At 27.3% G+C, this 6,649-nt stretch carries 6 protein-coding genes; all 6 read left to right on the plus strand.

The genetic code is table 11. The features are described 5' to 3' along the window. Positions 1–185: 185 nt before the first annotated feature. Genes IC21_RS09695 through IC21_RS09720 form a run of 6 tightly spaced genes read left to right on the plus strand, consistent with a single transcriptional unit; the run spans position 186 to position 6,543 of the window. Complete coding sequence (locus tag IC21_RS09695; RefSeq protein ID WP_268810868.1) at positions 186–719, plus strand: glycosyltransferase family 4 protein; 534 nt, start codon at positions 186–188, stop codon at positions 717–719. Position 720: 1 nt separating this feature from the next. After that, positions 721–1,455 (plus strand): CDP-alcohol phosphatidyltransferase family protein, encoded by a 735-nt coding sequence (locus tag IC21_RS15850; RefSeq protein WP_029142501.1) that lies wholly within the window; start codon positions 721–723, stop codon positions 1,453–1,455. Between the two features lie 48 nt (positions 1,456–1,503). Further along, entirely contained in the window at positions 1,504–2,556 is a 1,053-nt protein-coding gene (locus IC21_RS09705; protein WP_029142502.1) for a glycosyltransferase, read from the plus strand. Further along, positions 2,544–3,614 (plus strand): glycosyltransferase family 2 protein, encoded by a 1,071-nt coding sequence (locus IC21_RS09710; RefSeq protein WP_029142503.1) that lies wholly within the window; start codon positions 2,544–2,546, stop codon positions 3,612–3,614. Before IC21_RS09705 ends, IC21_RS09710 begins: the two co-directional genes overlap by 13 nt. Positions 3,615–3,636: 22 nt before the next feature. Beyond that, a complete protein-coding gene (locus IC21_RS09715) occupies positions 3,637–5,076 on the plus strand; it encodes a flippase (RefSeq protein WP_029142504.1) in 1,440 nt (479 codons plus the stop codon). A gap of 45 nt (positions 5,077–5,121) precedes the next feature. Then, the gene (locus IC21_RS09720) at positions 5,122–6,543 is read left to right on the plus strand and encodes a hypothetical protein (protein WP_029142505.1); all 1,422 of its coding nucleotides are present in this window, start codon (positions 5,122–5,124) and stop codon (positions 6,541–6,543) included. Positions 6,544–6,649: the final 106 nt, after the last annotated feature.

Raw genomic sequence — 6,649 nt, forward strand, 5'->3', positions numbered from 1 at the left:
TATCTGTTTTCTTTAGTGGAATAAATCCACGATCTTTAATTGTCTGACTGCCTACTGCTTCAGGGGGTATAGCATTTTGGCAAAGGCTCTCAAAGAAGTATGGTATTCCAATTAACAGATCAGAATTAATTTACAACGGTATTGAGGAACATAGAAATATTAATAACGTAGGATTAGAATTAGAAATTGATAGTTCAAAAATAAATTTGCTTTTTGTTGGTAGATTTGATAGACAAAAAGGCCTTGACATATTATTGAGGTTATTTGAAAAGAATTATTTTCCCAATATACAGTTGTTCCTAATAGGTGCTGCTGTCTTAAACGAGAATATTAATTTAAATTTACCTCACCATGTAAAAAAAATCGGATGGGTTTCACCCAAAAATATCGATAGTTATTATAATTTAATGGATGCTGTTATTGTTCCATCAAGGTGGGAAGGTTTTGGCCTAGTAGTTATTGAAGCTATGAAAAATTACAAACCCGTAATTGTAAGCAATCGAGGCGCACTTCCAGAACTAATAAAAGAAGAACAAGATGGTTATATATTTGATATGGAAAATTTAAGTAGTCTGGAACAAATTTTAAAAAATTTGAATAAAAACAAACTGAAAAAAATGGGGGAAAATGCAAGAAAAAAATTTGAATTAGAGTTCACTAGTGACAATATGAATAAAAAAATTATAAAAAAATATAAAAAAATGTTTAGCGGGGATTAAAATGGAAAAAATAAAAATTGATGATATAAGAAATAGCTTGCCAAAGGAAAAAATAAAAATTGATAAAATGGATATTTGGGTTTATTATGTTATTCGCCCATTGTCCTTTTTTGTAACATGGCTATTTTTAAAAGTAAAAATTAATGCCAATTTAGCTACAATAATATCTATGATCATTGGGGTAATTGGCTCTTTTATATTTATTCCTAATGGGTTTTTCTTTCATTTAATTGGAGCGATACTAATAAATTTATGGATAGTTCTAGATTGTGTTGATGGTAATATTGCAAGATTCACAAAGAAAACCAGTACGTTTGGAATGTTTTTAGATGGGTTAAGTGGTTATTTTTTTACAACCTTTTTATATATATGTATCGGTTTATCTGTCTTTTTCTCTCAAAACTACTACGAACCGTTTGGTGAACAAAAATGGGTGTACCTTCTTTTAGGAAGTCTTACGTCTATTTTTACCATTTTCCCGAGACTAGTCGATCATAAGGCACATACACTATTTTCTAATTATACTTCTGAAACAACAAACCGTAAAGATTATGGTTTATTCCATATAATAGGATTAAATATAGCAGGAATGGCCGGTTTATGTAATCCTTTGCTGTTGATAGCAGTAATTTTTAAATTTACAAATATTTACTTGATTTTTTATTTTGTTATTCACGGATTGATTGCATGTTATTCATTAGTTAAAACAATTAAAAGTGTGCCAAAAGATTATTAAAAGGTTGCCGTTATTAAGTAATATTAATAGAGAAAAGGAAGAACTTAAATGTGGATGCCCAAAGTTTCTATTATCCTTCCAGTGTTTAATGTAAGTAATTATATAAGAAAATGCTTAATAAGTATTATTGAGCAAAAGGGATTTAAAGATTATGAGGTAATCATAGTTAATGATGGCACTGAAGATGATAGTATAGACAAAATAATAGACTTAATAGACTTCTATAATAACATTAAGTTGATAAATAAATCAAATGGTGGAGTTGGTCAAGCAAGGAACATTGGAATTTCACGATCAATAGGTCAATATATTTTGTTTGTAGATAGCGATGATTGGCTTGAGAAAGATATGATATATACCATGTATAAGAGAGCGGTTAATACAAATAGTGAAATTGTCATTTGTGGTGCAAATAAGGCTTATGAAGATAATAGTATTGAAAAAATGGAACTAGGAAACTTACCTAGGGATAGCTTTCCTAAAGATGAAGTTATAAAAACTTTTTTAAACAGAAATTTTCTAATAGGAAATTTCTTGTGGAACAAATTAATTAAAAGGGATTTGTTAGTAAGTAATAATATATTTTTCCCGGAAAAGCAAGACTTTGGAGAAGATGCATTAATTGTATTGAAAACACTTTTCTACGCAAATAAAATTGCTATAGTACAACAGCAATTATATAATTATTTACAAAGGAATGGGAGCATAACAAAAGGCGATTTAAAAAAAGAAGCTATTTTTATTAAAAACTTACATAGAATGAAAAAGTTTTTATTAGAAAAACAATTGCTGGAGAAATACAAAGTAGAGTTTAGAAATTATGAACTGAGAATTTTTTTAAATATTAATGGAAGAGCTTCACGAAATTTATGGTCGGAGGATGCAGTGTTTTTAAAAAAAATAGTTAAAAACGAGATTCAAAGTATAAAATTTAAAAAGGTTGTATTTGGAAATTCAATTGATTATAAAACTAAGTTTAAGTTTTTACTATATAAGATTAAGTTAGATAATGCGGCTTATTATTTTTTACAAAAATTTTTAAGTGGGAATCTGCATACTAATAAAGTTATATCCAAAAAGGAGAAAAAATGGGTCCGTTAATAAGTGTTATAATTCCAGTTTTTAATGTAGAAAGATATTTAAAAAGATGCTTAGATAGTGTAATTAACCAAACATATAAAAAATTAGAAATTATCTTAGTGAATGATGGATCTACTGATAAATCAGGTGAAATATGTGATAGCTATGCCTCAATTGATAAAAGAGTAAAAGTAATTCATAAAAAAAACGGGGGATTATCAGATGCTAGAAACGTTGGTTTACTTGAAGCAACAGGTGATTTTGTTAGCTTTATAGACAGTGATGATTTTATTCATAAGGATATGTATAAAATAATGTATTCTTTAATGACCGAGAAAAAAGGTGATATAGTAGAGGTTGGTTATCAAAAATTTTCCACAGAAATGGAAATAGAAGAACCTGATTACCATAAACAAAATATAGATATATATCCAACGAAAAAGGCAGTTATAAATACGATTTTAGACCATAATTGTAGAAATTATGTATGGAATAAACTTTATAAAATAGAGTTGTGGGAAGATATAAAGTTCCCATACAGAAAAGTTTTTGAAGATATTTTTACTACGCATAAAATTATTAGTAAGGCTAATAAAGTTGTAAAAACCAACTTGAATTTATATTATTATTTTCAAAGAAATGATAGTATTGTTAATTCCGGATTTTCCATAAATAAAAGTTTACAGCATTGTGAAGCAGTAGGCTCAATGATAAAATTTATGAAAGAAAAATACCCCGATTTACTTCCACTTGCTTATATTAAATACTATATTGATTGTTTTATTCGTCTTTATGAGATAATAAACAATAGAAAAAAAATAAAGGATTCCAATATTATTATTCATAAACTTTCTCAACAAATGTTAGGATCATCTATTTTTATAAAAGATAATGAAGAAATAAAAAATCTATGCAAAAAATATCTGGGGTATAATTACGATATATATTTAAAAAAGAGAAAAAAGATGCTAGTTGAACTTTATTTATTAGATAAGTCAATAACCGCCTATTATATTTTTAAAAAATCTACGATTTTATGTACAAGAACAAAAAATGCTCTTTTATTTAAAAAAACATAATGCTTTAAAAAGGGTGTAAAAATTGAGCGTAAAAAAAAATTATGCTTATAATTTATTATATCAATTATTAACAGTGTCGCTGCCCTTAATTACAGTTCCATATATTTCCAGAGTATTAGGTAGTAATGGAGTGGGTATATATGCTTATACTTCTTCAATTGTTCAGTATTTTTGTTTATTGGGTATGCTAGGTATAAGTACATATGGAAATAAAAGTATTGCTGTCGTCAGAGACAATAGAAAAAAGTTAAGTGAAACATTTTTAGGTATCTATGCAATACAAGTTATTATGTCATTTATATCTTTAACTGGTTATTTTTTGTTGATTTTTGTTGGATTAAAGGAAGATAAGTCTATTGCTATAATTCAGTCAATAATGATTTTCTCAACTGCAATTGATTGTTCGTGGCTATTTAGCGGATTAGAGAAGTTCAAAAAAATTGTAATGAGAAATATATTAGTTAAAGTTTTGACTTTGGTTAGTATGTTTATATTCGTTAAAACTAAATCAGATCTACCGATTTATACCTTAATAATGTGTTGTGGCACATTTTTTGGTCAGTTTATTATGTGGCTATCAGTCGGTAAATATATAGATTTCTCTAAAGTTAAGATTATAGAAATATATAAGCATTTTAGACCAACGTTGAGCTATTTTATTCCACAGATAGCAATACAAATATATTTTGTTTTGGATAAAACAATGTTAGGAGTATTATCTTCAAAAAGTGAAGTTGGTATTTATGAATATGCAGATAAAATTTTGAAAATTTCTCTCGCCTTTGTCACTTCCCTAGGGACTATAATGCTACCTAGAATGGCAAACACTTTTTCAAAAGGGGACTTTAAGAGAGCTAATAAGTATCTTTCTTATTCCTTAGATTTTTCCACACTTATTGCTATTCCAATTATGTTTGGATTAGCTGGAATAGCAAAAGAGTTTATTCCTTGGTATTTAGGTGCGGAATTTATAAAAAGCATTGTAGTTTTAATAATTATTAGTCCAACAATTTTATTAATGTCATGGAGTGGAGTATTTGGAACGCAGTACTTGTTAGCACTTAGTAAAATGAGGTTATACTCAATATCAGTTTATAGTGGTGCCGCTGTGAATTTAATTATAAATTTGATTTTTATTAGCAAGATGGGATCAATTGGTGCAGCAATTGGAACTATTTGTGCTGAGGCTACAGTAACTTTAGTCCAACTAAACTATGTAAAACACAGTTTAGATATAAAAATGGTACTTAAAAGAGCGATTAACTATTTTTTTGCAGGGACAGTAATGTTTGGTGCTGTACGATTATTAGGAAATATCATGGGTGCCTCCTTTTTAACAACATTTTTACAAATAATAATTGGGGGTTTTATATATATTGCGATTTTATTGTTGTTAGATATTTATAAACGAGAAGGACTACTTTACGAAGAATTTAGTAAGGTCCGTAACTCAATAAAATAACTGGCTTCTTATTTTATTTTTGATCTTTGGAGGATGCTATTTATAATGAGCTTTTTGATATGGCCACTTGCTATGTTTATTGCTTCCTATTTCATCAAAGTTCCTAATTACTTTGGGAGCAAAATACAAATATACATCTATTTGATTTTGATTATTATTTATATTGTGTTTGTTTACAAAGGAAAAGTGCCTAAAATACTTATAAGTAAAAAAATAATGTTATTTCTCTCAATAACTTTGGTTTTGCAATTTATAGCAATTTTTATAAGCTATTTTAAAATTGACTTAATTGATTATAAAAATAACCCAATTAAGATGTTTATTAATTTTTGTATATTCTTTTTGGTTATTTTTATACACTATTATATCATGCTAATTAGTACGAGTTCCTTTAAAAGTTCAAAGGCTTTTGTAAAGGGAGGGCTATTTGCCCTTATAATATCTTTTATAGTGGCTAGTTGTCAGTTAACCTATATTTTTTTCCCAAGTATTTCAGAGAGTATAGTTTCATTTATTGGCAAATTTTTTGAAGCCAGATGGAAAGATCAACAAATTAGTTCTAATCCATATGGTTATTATAGCCAAGGTAGTTACGTACAAACACTAAAAAGGATTAATGGCTTAACAGAAGAAGCATCTAATTTTGTTACTCAACTGTTTATTGGATTTACACCATTTTTAATAGCATCGGTAAAAAATAAATATAATGTTTTTCAAACTAAAAAAGATAATCTCTTGCTAGTGTATGTTTTATTAATCTTAAGTTTTGTTTTCTTTATTATGGCACAAACAACGTCCGGATTTTTATTTGCTTTTATTGTTTTTCTTGTTCTTTATAGACATATGAGTAAATACGCAAAATATTTCTTTCTGAGTGCCGGAGTTTTAATAACTTTGCTTGTGCTTGGCTATAATATAAAAAATAATTATATAGCTGATGCTTTTAATAATTATATTTTTAATAAACAAGGGAATTCAAATATAAATAGAGCTGGAAATACACTAGCTCTATTAAAAATTTTTATTTCAAATATTTTTATTGGAGTTGGTTTTGACAATCAATCTTATTTTTTATATATAAATTTGCCAGAGTGGGCTCGACATAATAGTGAATATTTTATGAGAGTGCAGAATAAGTACTTTCCTGTTTTAAGCGTATTTTTAGGTTGGTTATCTAGTTTTGGTATCTTAATAGTATCTTTTGTGTTTATATATATATATAAATTCTTAAAGAAATTTAAAGCAATCACTATAACTGCTCAGAATATGAACCATCCAGAGAGTATATATATGAAGACTATTTATGATTCATCTTTTTATTTCTTTTGTTTTACTTTTATTAGTTCTTTATTCGCTTATGTGTGGTATGCAAGTATTTATTTAATTCTCTTTTTCTTTTTCATATGTTTTTATTACCATGCAGAACATGTTATATATAAAAGACCTGAATCCGTGACGAAAATATAACAAACGCGTTAATAGGTAGGGCTTGCTGAACGAATCAAATTTGGTCAGATACAAGCCAAATTCCGATTATCAAAATATAAAATAGTGTTGTGTAAAAATTTCAAAA

Source organism: Heyndrickxia coagulans DSM 1 = ATCC 7050, assembly GCF_000290615.1.
In the GTDB taxonomy this organism is placed as follows: Bacteria; Bacillota; Bacilli; order Bacillales; family Bacillaceae_C; genus Weizmannia; species Weizmannia coagulans.